The sequence below is a fragment of the Kribbella sp. NPDC004138 genome (genome assembly GCF_053603655.1).
In genome coordinates this window covers 22,079-34,429 of sequence record NZ_JBSGFZ010000027.1, presented here as the reverse complement: position 1 = coordinate 34,429, position 12,351 = coordinate 22,079, and the positions used below count along the sequence as shown (strand labels likewise).

Sequence of the window (12,351 nt, the reverse complement as noted above, 5' to 3'; positions counted from 1 at the left end):
GGAGAGGACCGAGATGGCCGACTTCACCGCCACCGTTTACCAGAACGAGTTCCTGCCCGACGGCGGGACCGACGTGCACGCCATCGTCACGGTGAACTGCACCGGTGCCGGCGCCGCGGGACAGTCCGGCAGCGGCGACGCGGGTGAGATCATCATCGTCGACACCTCCGGCTCGATGGGCCGCGACGGTGTCCAGGCCGCCGCGTACGCCGCGCAGACCGCGCTCGACCAGATCCTCGACGGCGTCTGGTTCGCGGTGATCTCCGGCAACGACCGCGCGCAGCTGGCGTTCCCGCCCTCCGCGGAGCCGGTGATGGTCAAGATGGACCCGTACACCCGGCAGGCCGCCAAGGACGCCGTGTCCCGGTTCTACGCCGACGGCGGGACCGCGATGGGCACCTGGCTGCGGCTGGCCTCGCGGGTGTTCGCCACCGTGCCGTCGCTGTCGCAGAAGCACGCGCTCCTGCTGACCGACGGCGAGAACCAGCACGAGACCCCGGAGGCGCTGACCCAGGCGATCACCTCCGTCACCGGCCAGTTCCAGTGCGACGCCCGCGGCGTCGGCGTGGCCTGGCAGGTCGACGAGGTACGGCGGATCGCGCAGGCGCTGCTCGGCACCGTCGACATCATCCCGGCGCCGGACCAGCTGGCCGCCGAGTTCGCCAAGATCATCCAGAACGCGATGAGCCGCGGTGTCGCGCAGGCGGATCTGCGCGTCTGGGCGCCGCAGGGCGCCGAGGTGCTGTTCGTCCGGCAGGTCGCGCCGACGGTCGAGGACCTGACGTCGCGCCGTACGGCGGTCAACCCGCTGACCGGGTCGTACCCGACCGGCTCGTGGGGCGACGAGTCCCGCGACTACCACGTGGCGATCCGGCTGGCCGCGAAGGCGGTCGGGCAGGAGCAGCTCGCCGCGCGCGTGCAGCTGGTGCTCGGCGACGACACGGTCGCACAGGGTCTGGTGAAGGCGCTGTGGTCCGCGGACGAGGCGCTCACCACCCGGATCAGCCCGGAGGTCGCGCACTACACCGGACAGACCGAGCTGGCGCAGGCGATCCAGGAAGGTCTGGCCGCCAAGGCCGCGGGCGACACCGCGACCGCGACCACCAAGCTCGGCCGGGCCGTGCAACTCGCCGCGGCGACCGGCAACGAGGAAGCGACCACGCGGTTGCGCAAGGTCGTGGACATCGACGACCAGGAAACGGGTACGGTGCGGCTCAAGCGCACGGTCGAGAAGGCCGACGAGATGGCGCTGGACACAGCCTCCACCAAGACCACCCGGGTGCGGAAATGACCGTGAACTGTCCGAGCGGACACCCTTCCACGTCGACCGACTACTGCGATGTCTGCGGCCTGCCGATCGGCGCCGCCGCGACTCCGGCAGCGGCCGGCACCCCGGCTCCGGCCGTCGCGGCGCCCGGCCCGGCTGCTACCCCGGCTCCGGCACCGGCAGGCCAGACCTGCCCGAACTGCTCCGAGCCGGCGGCAGCCGACGCGCTGTTCTGTGAGAGCTGCGGTTACGACTTCACCACCGGGACGATGCCGCGGCCGGCGTCCTCGCTCGACCTGGGCCCCGACCCGGCGAGTCCGCCGCCCCCGCCGGCGCCCGCCGCGGTGGCCGAGTGGGTCGTCGAGCGCTGGGTCGACCCCGACTGGTACGCCGTACAGCAGAGCGACGACCCGTGTCCGTCACCTGGTCTGCCGGCCGTGATCGCGCTGACCGAGAAGAGCCTGCTGATCGGCCGGCCGTCCAAGAGCCGCGGCATCTCGCCGGAGATCGACTGTGGCGACGACACCGGCGTCAGCCGCCGGCAGGCGCAGCTGACCACGGACGGCCAGCGCTGGTGGGTCGAGGACCTGCAGTCCTCCAACGGCACGTATGTCGCGTCCGCGGCCGGGCCGCTCCCGGAGACCCCGATCATCCCGGGCCAGCGCCAGGAGCTGAACCCGGACGACCGCATCTACGTCGGCGCCTGGACCCGCCTCGTGGTCCGCAAGGCGACGCCGGAGGAGCAGGCCGGCCAGGCCTAGCTGGTGTGGCCGGGCTGGGCCTGCTGGGTCCAGCCCGGCGCCGGGTTGAAGCACAGCCACTCGATCACGGGCGAGCCGATCACGATCGGGATCAGCCACGCCCACCACTGGTGCGGCAGCGAGACCACCGCGATCGCCGTCCAGAGTGCGACCCAGCCGCCGCCGTACCCGCGCAGCACGCCGCGGTACCAGAGTCCGCCGGGCGCCTCGGCCGCGCGCTGGCCGACGTACACGAACAGGTACGACGCGATCGTGATCGGCCAGAAGTACCAGAGCCGCGCCCAGTCGTACGGCACCATCACCAGCGCGGTCAGGCAGACCAGCGCGATCGCCCAGTGGTACACCTCGCCGCCCCAGTTCAGCCCGCGGCGGCGCAGTGTGAGCACGATCGCCAACGGGCCGAACAGGACGGCAACAACCCCCGCCAGGACATGCAGGATCAACGCGATGTCACGCATCGGCTCCCCCGGAGCTCTCTGACATGTCAGGGAGCATAGGGATCCGGGCGTGGCGCGTCAGTACCTCGGGCTAGTTCTCCGGGAACGACAGCACGCGGCGGACCGCGAAGTTCCGGTATCCCTGGCGATCGAAGCTCTTCGCCATCGGGATGTTGCCGAAGTCCGTGTCGGCCCGGATCTGCTCGGCGCCGGTCTCCGCGAGCAGGTGCGTGATCTCGGCCAGCAGGTCGTCGCTCAGCCCCTTGCCGCGATGCTCGGGGACGACGCCGAGGTACCCGACGACCGGCCCGCCCGCGTTCGCCGTCGGCAGCGCGAAGCCGACCAGGTCACCGTCGCCGTCGAACGCCAGCCGCCACAGGTCCCGGTCACCCGGCATCGACTTGTACATCGCGACCTCTTCCCGGGCCGCGCCCTCGGCGCCCAGCCGCGCGATCTCCCGCGCGGTCGCGGCGTCCAGGCTGCCCTGGCTGACGCGCACGAACACGTCGGCGAACGCCTCGTCGTCGGCCGGCCCGAACGTGAGCCGGGTGGAGCGCTCCGGCAGGCCGTACGCCGGCTTCCACTCGTACCGCAGCCGGTCGGTGACGGTGTTCATGCCGACCGCCGCAGCCGCGCGGGCCCGCGGCTCGAGCGCCGCGACGACGTCCGGCCGGTCCTGCCAGTCGCCGTCCAGGAAGAAGTGGTACTCGGGCGGCTCGGCATCGGCCGGGCGGGACGCGACGGCGTTCTTCAGCAGCTCGGTCCACACCGGGACCGGGTCGCCGTCGCCGGCGTAGTAGAGGCCGTCGATGCTGTACGGGTGAGTCTCGCCCGGGAGGCCCCACCAGATCGCCAGGGCCTGGATCGTGCCGTTCTCCTCGACGACCCAGTTCCAGTCGTGCTTGTAGTAGCCCGCGGCAACGTATTCGCGGTACCGGTCGAGGGTGACGGTGTTGACGGACTGCTGCTCGATCAGAGCAAGGATGGTGTCGAGGTCGGCCTCGACGGTGGTGCGGATGGTCACAGATCCTCCAGCAGGAGGCGCGCTGCTCCGCTCAGTGCGAGCTGTGCGAGTGGATCGGGCGCGCCGGGAAACAAGTCAGTGTGTTCATCGGTCGCTCCTTCCACTCCGGGATCTCTCTCGCCGCGCCAGACTCTAGAGGTACGACGGGGTCATAGTCCACCTGTTATTCACAGCTGGGATGTACCGACGCCGCTGCCCACGGGAAGCCTCCGGGCATGAGAACCCTCATCGCCGCCGTGACCCTGGCAACCACTGCCACCTTCGGCTCTGTAACAACAGTCGCCTCCGGCTCCGCGGCCTACGCCGCCCCAGCCCCCACCACTGCCGCCGTGTCCGTCGTCAGCTCGCCGGCCGCGATCGACACCTGTGCTTTGAGTTCGTTGCCGCCCGAGGCCTCGGACACCCTCGACCTGATCCATTCCGGTGGACCGTTCCCGTACGACCAGGACGGCACCGTCTTCTCGAACCGGGAGGGCATCCTGCCGTCGGAGTCGAGCGGCTACTACCACGAGTACACCGTGATCACGCCGGGCTCCCCCGACCGGGGCGCCCGCCGGCTGGTCGGTGGCGGGGCGAAGACCACGCCCGAGCACGTCTACTACACCGCCGACCACTACTCCTCGTTCTGCGAGGTCGACGAGAACAGTTGAGCTGTCTGCGAGTAATGTCGTCGGCACGTTGAGTGATCAGGAGGGTCCTTCACCGATGCCGACTCTGCGTTTCACGACCGCGCTGTTGCTGACCGCCGCGCTGCTCGCCTTCGGTCCGCCCGAGTCCGGGCGGGCCGAAGCGACCGGTGATCCGTTGAAGCTGACCATCGGGTTCTACGTCGACCCGGCCTCCTCCGCGGCGGCCTACGTCAGACGGCACCCGGAGGACACCGAGCTCGCGTCGAAGATCGCCGCGCAGGCGTCGGCGCGATGGGTCGGCGCGTGGAGCGGCGACGTGAAGGCGGGCGTCACGGCGTACACGACGGCCGCGGACCAGGCCCGGAAACTGCCGGTGCTGGTGACGGACAACCTGCCGGGGCGCCAGTGCGGGATCGGCGGCGGGGCCGCGTCGGACGCGGCGTACCGGACGTGGATCGCGGCCGTGTCGGCCGGAGTCGGAGCACGGCCCGCGGTGGTGGTGCTCGAACCGGACGCGCTGGCGCGACTCGACTGCTACCCGCCGGCGGAGTGGGATGGGCGGATCGCCCTGCTGAAGTACGCCGTCGGGGTCTTCGCGGCGAAGAACCCGAACACCTGGACGTACCTCGACGCCGGGAACGTGACGTCCGGCGAGGCGAAGGAGATGGCCCGCCGGCTGCGGCTCGCGGATGTCGGCAAGATCCGCGGGTTCGCCCTGAACACCGCGAACTACTTCACCACCGACCAGTCGGTAGCCCGCGGCAACGAGATCCTGCAGGCGCTCGGCGGCGGCACGCACTACGTCGTCGACACCAGCCGCAACGGCAACGGCTCCGACGGCAGCTCCTGCAACCCGCCGACCCGCAAACTCGGCACACCCCCCGCCCGCACCGCCGCCCCCGTGGACCTCCACCTCTGGCTCCGCACCCCCGGCGAATCCGACGGCCCCTGCGGCCTCACCCCGGACCTCCCCACCCGCACCTTCTCCCCCCTCCTGGCCCACCGTCTGATCACCGGCACCTGACCCACCGGCCGCCCGCCCCAGAGCCGTTTGAGTGGTTAACCTCCGAGACGGCCCGTTCACACCTCGCATACGCGCAGCGAAGGTGCCATTTCAGAGGTTGACCATTGAAATGGCCAGCGCGCGGAGCAGTTCGGGCGGGAGCGGCAAGCGGCCCCGAGCGTGAGCTCGGGGCCGCTTGGTTACTGCGTGTGCTGTGCGGACTTCAGGGGATCAGAAGTCCATGCCGCCCATGTCGGGCGCGCCGCCCGGAGCGGCCGCGGCCTTCTCCGGCTTGTCGGCGATGACGGCCTCGGTGGTGAGGAACAGGGCCGCGATCGACGCCGCGTTCTGCAGCGCGGACCGGGTCACCTTGGCCGGGTCGATGATGCCGGTGGCGATCAGGTCGACGTACTCACCGGTCGCGGCGTTCAGACCGTGACCCGGCTCGAGGTTGCGGACCTTCTCCACCACGACGCCGCCCTCGAGGCCGGCGTTCACGGCGATCTGCTTCAGCGGCGCCTCGACGGCCTTGCGCACGATCTCCGCACCGGTCGCCTCGTCACCCTCGAGCTCCAGCTTCTCGAACGCGACCACGGACGCCTGCAGCAGCGCCACGCCGCCACCGGCGACGATGCCCTCCTCGACGGCCGCCTTCGCGTTGCGAACGGCGTCCTCGATGCGGTGCTTGCGCTCCTTCAGCTCGACCTCGGTGGCCGCGCCGACCTTGATCACCGCAACGCCGCCGGCCAGCTTGGCCAGCCGCTCCTGCAGCTTCTCGCGGTCGTAGTCGGAGTCCGACTTCTCGATCTCGGCGCGGATCTGGTTGACCCGGCCGGTGATCTGGTCGGCGTCGCCCGAGCCCTCGACGATGGTCGTCTCGTCCTTGGTGACGACGATCTTGCGGGCCTGGCCGAGCAGCTCCAGGTCGACGGTGTCGAGCTTGAGGCCGACCTCCTCGGAGATCACCTCGCCGCCGGTGAGGACGGCGATGTCGACGAGCATGGCCTTGCGGCGGTCACCGAAGCCCGGCGCCTTGACGGCGACGGCCTTGAAGGTGCCCTTGATCTTGTTGACGACCAGGGTGGCCAGGGCCTCGCCCTCGACGTCCTCGGCGATGATCGCCAGCGGCTTGCCGGTCTGCATGACCTTCTCCAGCACCGGGACCAGGTCCTTGATGCTGCCGATCTTGCTGTTCACGACCAGGATGTACGGGTCGTCGAGGACGGCCTCCATCCGGTCGGTGTCGGTCACGAAGTACGGCGAGATGTAGCCCTTGTCGAAGCGCATACCCTCGGTGAGCTCGAGCTCGAGGCCGAAGGTGTTGCTCTCCTCGACGGTGATGACGCCTTCCTTGCCGACCTTGTCCATCGCCTCGGCGATGATCTGGCCGACCTGGGTGTCCGCGGCGGAGATCGACGCGGTCGAGGCGATCTGCTCCCGGGTCTCGACGTCCTTGGCCAGCGACAGCAGCTGCTCGCTGACGGCCTCGGTCGCCTTCTCGATGCCCTTCTTCAGGCCCATCGGGTTGGCGCCGGCGGCGACGTTGCGCAGCCCCTCGCGGACGAGAGCCTGGGCCAGCACGGTGGCGGTCGTCGTACCGTCACCCGCGACGTCGTCGGTCTTCTTGGCAACTTCCTTGACGAGCTCGGCCCCGATCTTCTCGTACGGGTCCTCGAGCTCGATCTCCTTGGCGATGGAGACGCCGTCGTTGGTGATCGTGGGTGCACCCCACTTCTTCTCCAGCACGACGTTGCGGCCCTTCGGGCCGAGCGTCACCTTGACCGCGTCGGCGAGGGTGTTCATTCCCCGCTCGAGGCCGCGGCGCGCCTCTTCATCGAACGAAATCAGCTTGGGCATTCTCCGCGAGTCCTCCCGCGTCGAGTCTTTGTGGTCCAGCCGGCTCGATGCCCGCGACGGACGGCACCGGCACCGCGACGCTCATGTCCCGCCGCAACTCCGGCACCTCATCGAGGCCGTCTTCTTGCACACTCCGCCGGGCGCGAGCTCTTATCACTCTCACCCATGGAGTGCTAACCAAGTATTAGCACTCGCCCCAAGCGAGTGCAAGCCAGCCCCGGCTACGGTGAGCCCATGGTGAACGTACGCCCGGCCGGCCCGGACTCCTGGCCCGACGTCGCGACGGTGATGGGCGAGCGCGGCGACCCTTCCCGCTGCTTCTGCCAGTACTTCCGCCTCCGCGGCAAAGCGTGGTCCGGCAGCAGCCCCGCGGACAACCGGGACGGCCTCCAGGCGCAGGTCCGTGACGGTGAGTTACCGCCCGGTGTCGTTGCGTACGACGGGGATGCTCCGGTCGGCTGGTGCGCCGTCGGGCCGCGTACGTCGTACCCGCGGGTGGTCGCCTCGCCCAACTGGCGCACGGACCACCTGGACGCCTGGGTGATCACCTGCTTCGTCGTACCGGTCGGCCACCGCCGCAAGGGGGTCGCGGGTGAACTGGTCCGCGGCGCCCTCGACCTGGCCCGCTCGTACGGCGCCCCCAGTGTCGAAGCGTGTGCCGTCGACACCACGACTGCCGGCCGCATCCCGTCCGCCGACCTGTACCGCGGCCCGCTGTCCGTCTACCTCGACGCCGGCTTCACCGAGGTCAGCCGCACCAGCCCGCAGTGGGTCCTGGTCAGGCGTCCAGCTGGGTGACCAGGTACTTCGGGGCGGTGAGGCGGTAGGCCTCCGTGATGAGCTCGGCCAGCTCTTCCTCGTCGGCGAGGTCCAGCTGGATCAGGATCCAGGCGAACCGGCCGCCCTCCCAGGAAGCCTCGTAGACCTCCGGGTTCTCGGCGACGAGCGCCTCCTGCTCCTCGCGGAGCGCCTTCAGGTGCATCCGGGTCTGGTCCTCGGACAGGTACGCGAAGCTCTTGTTGCGCACCTTGAAGACCGGCTGCCCGGCCCACCCCTCCTGCTCCTCGGCACCCGGCAGCCCCGCCATCACCTTCACCACCGCCTGCGCGTCCATACCCCCTGACGCTAGACGCCGGCACCGACAGTTCTGCTCATCTTGCGATCGTCACCGTCACCGTAGTTCCGACCGGCAGCAGCGTCCCGACCGCCGGCGAGACGCCGAGGATCGTGCCGGACGGGTAGCCAGGCGCCGTCACCCACTTGTACAGGGCCTTGAGTTCCGCGGCCAGCAACAGCGGCCCGTAGTTCTTCGCGATGGGGTTGAAAGGCGGCCCACCGAGTGACGAGTAGCTCGGGACACCGGACCGGTCCCGCAGGATCTGGATCCGGTCCAGGATCCGGTCGACCTCCGCGGCGCTCGTGGAGGACTCGGCGTAGAACCAGACCTTGAGCGACGGGATACCCACCGCGCCGGTGCACACCCTGGTGCCTTGCCAGCCGTCGCGGCAGCTCGTGCGCTGACGCTGGGCCTGTACGCCGTCGATGACGATCGCCTCGTCGGCGTGGTAGTCGAGGGACGGCGGCGCGCCGGTCAGCTGCACGCTCTCCACACCCTTCGGACGGTGGCTCTGGCAGAACTGTGCCGCGGTGGGGTCGTCGATCTGGACGGTGTCCTGTTGCGGGGTGCCGCACCTGCTCTTGTTGGTCGGCCAGGCGGCCGGTACGGCGATGGCGGCATGACCGAACGCAACCAGCCGCATCGCAGGCGGCACCGGAGCTGCCGTCGTCGGTGCTGGGGTTGGCGAGGTCACAGGCGCGTTCGGTGTGGCTGAGGTCAGCAAGTTCGAGCCGGCGATCACGGCGCCGACAGCTACCGCGGTGAGCGCTGTGAGTCCCACCGTGCGGCGGCGTCGACGACGGGTTGCTCCGGCGTACAGGGCATCCAGTGGGGGTTCGCCTACCGGTGTCTGCGCGGCGGTCCGTTCCAGGAGGTCGGTCAGGTCGGTCATCGGGGTTCTCGCAGTTCTGCCAGGTGTGGGTCCTGCGCCAGGGCCTTCACCGCGCGGGACAGTCGGCTCTTGACGGTGCCGGCGGCGACGCCCAGCGCGGACGCCATCTGTTGCTCGCTCAGGTGCGCGTAGTACCGCAGTACGACGGCTGTGCGCTGGTCGCCGGGAAGGCGGTCGAGTGCGCGCATCACGGCGTCCGTGTCGTCGACACCGGCCGTCTGATCGCTCCCCGGCGACTCCGGGAGGGACGCCGAGGGCAGCTCCCCGTGCCAGCGGCGCCGGCGGGAGGAGCGGAAGCAGTTGACCAGTACGCGGTGCACGTACGCGTCCCGGTCCTCCGCGACCCGCACCCGGTTCCACTTGAGCAGACAGCGCTCCAGCGCGGACTGGACCAGGTCCTCGGCCTCAGGCGGCGTACAGCCGAGCAGAACCGCGGACCGCACCAGAGTGGGCCAGCGGGCAGTGACGTACTCGGTGAACTCGTCCATGTCCCTCCTCACCCTTAGAGACAGGCTCGGGTGTCACGAGGGTTCCACGAAAGTCGTCGGGGTCGGATCAGGGACCGGTCGGTACCGATCCGGATGTGGAGCGGGGCGCCGAAACGGGACAGTGGAGCCATGACGAACTCCAACGCACCGTTCCAGAACCTCTCCGGCAAGGTCCTCCGTCGTTCCGCGAACCAGCGGATGCTCTCCGGCGTGTCCGGCGGCATCGCCGAGTACCTGAACGTCGACGTGACCCTGGTCCGCCTCGGCTGGGTCGGCCTCACCCTGATCACCGGCGGCGCCGCGATGATCGGCTACGCGGTCGCCTGGATCGTGATGCCCGAGTCCGACGGCAAGGCGGTCTGGCAGAACGTCCAGCACTCGGTCAACCAGAACCAGGACACCACCGAGCAGGACATCGCCTCCCGCATCTACGACGACACCAACAACAAGCCCCCGGCGGCGTGATCCGCACTGCGCCTCAGCACGGCGCAGCACCCCCGGCCCGAGCGGCGGGGTGACGACAACTCGCCACCCCGCCGCCGCGCTGCCACACTTCGGTGGTGCAGCGCGCCGAAGAGATCGCCGTCTGCCCCGACTGCGGGCACCGGATCCGGGTCGACCGCCGGTACGTCACCTGGTGTGACAAGTGCAACTGGAACGTCGACCCGAGTCCTCGCGAGGACCACACTCCGCCGTGGCGTCTCCGGCTGGAGCACCGCCTCGCCGAATCGCTCTACCGCGAACTGGAGACCGGGAGCATCCACCGCCCCGGCTGGGACGCGGCCCGGATCGGCGCGCACGTACTGTCCGCACTGATCTTGCTACTGCCGCTGATCGCGCTGCTGGCCGGCATCGCTCTGCTCGTCTTCTACCGGCCGCTCTGGCTCAGCGGGATGCTGGCGCTGGTTGCCTTCGCGGCCGCGTTCCTCTTGCGTCCACGCGCCGGGCGACTGCCTGAGGACGTGCAACCGGTGCCACGCGATCAGGCCCCCACCTTGTACGCCGTACTCGACGAACTGGCCGACGCCATCGGCACCAGGAGGGTCGCGACTGCCGTCGTCAGCACGGAGGCGAACGTCTGGTACCACCAGATCGGCTGGCGCTTCCACCCGGTGGTCGGCATCGGGCTTCCGCTGTGGACGGATCTACGACCCCAGGAGCGGATCGCGGTCCTGGCGCATGAGCTCGGCCACGGCAGGCACGGCGACGGCAGGAGCAGTTGGCTGGTCAACGCTGCATGGTCTGTCCTGCAGGAACTCGAGGAGACATTCTCCGAGCACTACAGCGACCGCGTCAGGCGAGAGCTCGGCTACGACGAACCGACCGGTGCCAAATTGTTCACCCGGATGGTCAACGCGACGGTTGGTCCACTTGTGCGCGGGGTCGAGTGGCTGCTGGAGCGGCTGGCACTGCGAAGCGGCCAGCGAGCGGAATACCTCGCTGACCGCAAAGCCGGCGAGATCGCCGGTTCGGACGCTGCCGCACACGCACTGGAACGGCTGCTCCTCGCCGACGTCTCGTACCGTGCCATGGAGCGAGCCCTCCGCTTCCCGGCCGGGATCGATCCGTTGGAGGCGGTCCGGCGCGAGGTGACCGAGGTCCCGGCGCGGGAGATCGAGCGGCAGCTGCGAGTCAGCCGCCTCCGCGAAGTCCGGACCGACGCGACGCACCCGCCGACGTACCTCCGCACCAGGCTCATCCGCAGCCGCCCGGCCACCACCGCACGCCTCGTCCTGGGAATCGATCGCAGTCGCGCCATCGACCGTGAACTCCTGCCGGCGGGCGCGAAGGCACTGGCCGAACTGCGGGCCGGCCTCTAGACGTTCAGGGCCGGTTTGCGGAGGGCGGCGGCGGTTTGGTCGGGGTGGTCGGTGAAGACGCCCTGCAGGCCGAGAGCCGCGAAGCGGGTCAGTTCGGTGGGAAAGTCGGTGGCGGTGGGGAGGAAGCGGCGTTCGGCGCGGAAGGTCCAGACCTGGACAGCCAGGCCGGCGCGGTGCGCGTGGTCGACCAGGCGGGTGGGTTCGCCGAGGCAGCCGTCGGCTGTGCGCGGCAGGACGAGGTCCTTGTACGGCGCGAGCACCTGGGCGTACGTCGCGATCTCCCGGAGTCCGCGCGGCTCGATCAGATCGGCGTACGTGCGGCCGTCGCCGATCCGCAGGAAGTCGTTCGGTGCGCTCTCGGAGTCGATCAGCTGCACCAGCGGGACGCGTGTCATCACCGACAGCCGGCGCAGGCTCGTCGGTTCGAAGGACTGGATCATGACCTCGTCGGGGCGCAGCCCGAGCGCCAGGATCCGCTCGGTGAGCAGCTCCTCCAGCGGGAGGCCGAGCCGCCGGAAGTACGCCGGGTGCTTGATCTCCGGGATCACCCCGATCGGCCGGCCGAGCCGTGCCGACTCCCGGCGCGCCAGCGCGACCACGTCGTCGAAGGTGGGGATCTCCTCGAGCCCGTCGTAGGCCGTGTTGTTCGCCCGGAGCGCGGGCATCCGCTCCCGGGCCCGTAGCGTCCGCAGCTCGGCGTACGTGAAGTCCTCGACGAACCAGCCGGTGACCGCGGTCCCGTCGACGATCTTGGTGATCTTCCGGTCCGCGAACACCGGGTGCTCCGCGACGTCCGTCGTACCGGAGATCTCGTTCTCGTGCCGGCAGACCAGGACGCCGTCGAGCGTGGCGACCAGATCCGGCTCCAGGTAGTCGGCTCCCTGGACCGCCGCCAGCCGATAGGCCCCCGTCGTGTGTTCCGGGCGGTAGCCACTGGCTCCCCGATGCGCGATCACCAACATGGATCCAGGACAGGGGCCCGACATGGCCCGACGGGAACCCGTTGCCCAACGCAAGGTGAAGGTCTACCGACCGTCACCACGCAGCCCACCGGCC

Annotated in this window: 14 protein-coding genes; 7 read left to right on the top strand and 7 right to left on the bottom strand. The window is 70.0% G+C overall.

The features are described from left to right. The first annotated feature begins 13 nt into the window (after positions 1 to 13). Together ACWEOO_RS32685 and ACWEOO_RS32680 are read left to right on the top strand one after the other, a co-directional pair. Positions 14 to 1,291, top strand: a complete 1,278-nt coding sequence (locus ACWEOO_RS32685) for a vWA domain-containing protein (protein ID WP_355699579.1) — start codon at positions 14 to 16, stop codon at positions 1,289 to 1,291. Next, on the top strand, positions 1,288 to 2,028 hold the full coding sequence (locus ACWEOO_RS32680) for an FHA domain-containing protein (protein WP_452146316.1): 741 nt from the start codon (positions 1,288 to 1,290) through the stop codon (positions 2,026 to 2,028). The genes ACWEOO_RS32685 and ACWEOO_RS32680 overlap by 4 nt, the downstream gene beginning before the upstream one ends. Here ACWEOO_RS32680 and ACWEOO_RS32675 read toward each other — a convergent pair. Next, positions 2,025 to 2,486 (bottom strand): hypothetical protein, encoded by a 462-nt coding sequence (locus ACWEOO_RS32675; protein ID WP_452146315.1) that lies wholly within the window; start codon positions 2,484 to 2,486, stop codon positions 2,025 to 2,027. The two genes, ACWEOO_RS32680 and ACWEOO_RS32675, sit on opposite strands and share 4 nt — an antisense overlap. A 70-nt stretch (positions 2,487 to 2,556) precedes the next feature. Further along, positions 2,557 to 3,489: a GNAT family N-acetyltransferase gene (locus ACWEOO_RS32670; protein WP_452146314.1), complete on the bottom strand. Its 933-nt coding sequence runs from the start codon at positions 3,487 to 3,489 to the stop codon at positions 2,557 to 2,559. Positions 3,490 to 3,704: 215 nt separating this feature from the next. Here ACWEOO_RS32670 and ACWEOO_RS32665 point away from each other — a divergent pair, with 215 nt between their 5' ends. After that, positions 3,705 to 4,139 (top strand): ribonuclease domain-containing protein, encoded by a 435-nt coding sequence (locus ACWEOO_RS32665; RefSeq protein WP_452146313.1) that lies wholly within the window; start codon positions 3,705 to 3,707, stop codon positions 4,137 to 4,139. 55 nt (positions 4,140 to 4,194) lie between these two features. Continuing rightward, positions 4,195 to 5,142: a glycoside hydrolase family 6 protein gene (locus ACWEOO_RS32660; RefSeq protein WP_452146312.1), complete on the top strand. Its 948-nt coding sequence runs from the start codon at positions 4,195 to 4,197 to the stop codon at positions 5,140 to 5,142. 210 nt (positions 5,143 to 5,352) lie between these two features. On the opposite strand, the gene groL is transcribed toward ACWEOO_RS32660, so the two are convergent. Continuing rightward, complete coding sequence (groL, locus tag ACWEOO_RS32655; protein WP_355699573.1) at positions 5,353 to 6,978, bottom strand: chaperonin GroEL; 1,626 nt, start codon at positions 6,976 to 6,978, stop codon at positions 5,353 to 5,355. Positions 6,979 to 7,212: 234 nt separating this feature from the next. Here groL and ACWEOO_RS32650 point away from each other — a divergent pair, with 234 nt between their 5' ends. Beyond that, entirely contained in the window at positions 7,213 to 7,776 is a 564-nt protein-coding gene (locus ACWEOO_RS32650) for a GNAT family N-acetyltransferase (protein WP_452146311.1), read from the top strand. On the opposite strand, the gene ACWEOO_RS32645 is transcribed toward ACWEOO_RS32650, so the two are convergent. Genes ACWEOO_RS32645 through ACWEOO_RS32635 form a run of 3 tightly spaced genes read right to left on the bottom strand, consistent with a single transcriptional unit; the run spans position 7,757 to position 9,475 of the window. Continuing rightward, the gene (locus ACWEOO_RS32645) at positions 7,757 to 8,092 is read right to left on the bottom strand and encodes an MmcQ/YjbR family DNA-binding protein (RefSeq protein ID WP_359927508.1); all 336 of its coding nucleotides are present in this window, start codon (positions 8,090 to 8,092) and stop codon (positions 7,757 to 7,759) included. The two genes, ACWEOO_RS32650 and ACWEOO_RS32645, sit on opposite strands and share 20 nt — an antisense overlap. 37 nt (positions 8,093 to 8,129) lie before the next feature. Then, complete coding sequence (locus ACWEOO_RS32640) at positions 8,130 to 8,987, bottom strand: PASTA domain-containing protein (protein WP_452146310.1); 858 nt, start codon at positions 8,985 to 8,987, stop codon at positions 8,130 to 8,132. Then, positions 8,984 to 9,475 carry a SigE family RNA polymerase sigma factor gene (locus ACWEOO_RS32635; RefSeq protein WP_452146309.1) on the bottom strand — a complete coding sequence of 164 codons (492 nt, stop codon included), beginning with the start codon at positions 9,473 to 9,475 and terminating at the stop codon, positions 8,984 to 8,986. The genes ACWEOO_RS32640 and ACWEOO_RS32635 overlap by 4 nt, the downstream gene beginning before the upstream one ends. Before the next feature lie 129 nt (positions 9,476 to 9,604). On the opposite strand from ACWEOO_RS32635, the gene ACWEOO_RS32630 reads away from it, so the two are divergent. Next, positions 9,605 to 9,940 carry a PspC domain-containing protein gene (locus ACWEOO_RS32630; RefSeq protein ID WP_355699568.1) on the top strand — a complete coding sequence of 112 codons (336 nt, stop codon included), beginning with the start codon at positions 9,605 to 9,607 and terminating at the stop codon, positions 9,938 to 9,940. A gap of 95 nt (positions 9,941 to 10,035) precedes the next feature. Further along, entirely contained in the window at positions 10,036 to 11,295 is a 1,260-nt protein-coding gene (locus ACWEOO_RS32625; RefSeq protein ID WP_452146308.1) for a M48 family metalloprotease, read from the top strand. Here ACWEOO_RS32625 and ACWEOO_RS32620 read toward each other — a convergent pair. Next, positions 11,292 to 12,257 (bottom strand): glycerophosphodiester phosphodiesterase, encoded by a 966-nt coding sequence (locus ACWEOO_RS32620; protein ID WP_452146307.1) that lies wholly within the window; start codon positions 12,255 to 12,257, stop codon positions 11,292 to 11,294. The genes ACWEOO_RS32625 and ACWEOO_RS32620 overlap by 4 nt on opposite strands. Between the last annotated feature and the right edge of the window lie 94 nt (positions 12,258 to 12,351).

Excerpts from the sequence above, each read along its gene's own strand:
- ACWEOO_RS32685 (WP_355699579.1), top strand. The coding sequence starts at position 14 with ATGGCCGACTTCACCGCCACCGTTTACCAGAACGAGTTCCTGCCCGAC.
- ACWEOO_RS32680 (WP_452146316.1), top strand. The coding sequence starts at position 1,288 with ATGACCGTGAACTGTCCGAGCGGACACCCTTCCACGTCGACCGACTAC.
- ACWEOO_RS32675 (WP_452146315.1), bottom strand. The coding sequence starts at position 2,486 with ATGCGTGACATCGCGTTGATCCTGCATGTCCTGGCGGGGGTTGTTGCC.
- ACWEOO_RS32665 (WP_452146313.1), top strand. The coding sequence starts at position 3,705 with ATGAGAACCCTCATCGCCGCCGTGACCCTGGCAACCACTGCCACCTTC.
- ACWEOO_RS32660 (WP_452146312.1), top strand. The coding sequence starts at position 4,195 with ATGCCGACTCTGCGTTTCACGACCGCGCTGTTGCTGACCGCCGCGCTG.
- groL (WP_355699573.1), bottom strand. The coding sequence starts at position 6,978 with ATGCCCAAGCTGATTTCGTTCGATGAAGAGGCGCGCCGCGGCCTCGAG.
- ACWEOO_RS32650 (WP_452146311.1), top strand. The coding sequence starts at position 7,213 with ATGGTGAACGTACGCCCGGCCGGCCCGGACTCCTGGCCCGACGTCGCG.
- ACWEOO_RS32645 (WP_359927508.1), bottom strand. The coding sequence starts at position 8,092 with ATGGACGCGCAGGCGGTGGTGAAGGTGATGGCGGGGCTGCCGGGTGCC.
- ACWEOO_RS32640 (WP_452146310.1), bottom strand. The coding sequence starts at position 8,987 with ATGACCGACCTGACCGACCTCCTGGAACGGACCGCCGCGCAGACACCG.
- ACWEOO_RS32635 (WP_452146309.1), bottom strand. The coding sequence starts at position 9,475 with ATGGACGAGTTCACCGAGTACGTCACTGCCCGCTGGCCCACTCTGGTG.
- ACWEOO_RS32630 (WP_355699568.1), top strand. The coding sequence starts at position 9,605 with ATGACGAACTCCAACGCACCGTTCCAGAACCTCTCCGGCAAGGTCCTC.
- ACWEOO_RS32620 (WP_452146307.1), bottom strand. The coding sequence starts at position 12,257 with ATGTTGGTGATCGCGCATCGGGGAGCCAGTGGCTACCGCCCGGAACAC.